Annotated in this window: 1 protein-coding gene; it reads left to right on the top strand. The window is 59.1% G+C overall.

Annotated elements, in window-relative coordinates; genetic code table 11:
* The coding region (locus tag EOD29_RS35350; protein WP_164764120.1) for a carboxylesterase family protein at window positions 1-232 on the top strand (232 nt) is incomplete at both ends.

Here is a 232-nt window from a genome sequence, read left to right on the forward strand (position 1 = left end):
GTCATGGTCTGGATCCATGGGGGCGGCTTCACCAATGGCTCCGGCATCGAGCTGACCTCGTATGACGGCCACAATCTGAGCAAGGAAGGCGATGTCGTCGTCGTCACCCTCAACCACCGGCTCAACGTGCTCGGCTTCCTCGATCTTTCCGCCTACGGAGAGAAATACAAACGGTCGGGCAATGCCAGCGCCACAGATCTCGTCGCTGCGCTGCAATGGGTCCAGGATAATG

Origin of the sequence: Mesorhizobium sp. M1A.T.Ca.IN.004.03.1.1 (assembly GCF_003997555.1) — a bacterium.
In the GTDB taxonomy this organism is placed as follows: Bacteria; Pseudomonadota; Alphaproteobacteria; order Rhizobiales; family Rhizobiaceae; genus Mesorhizobium.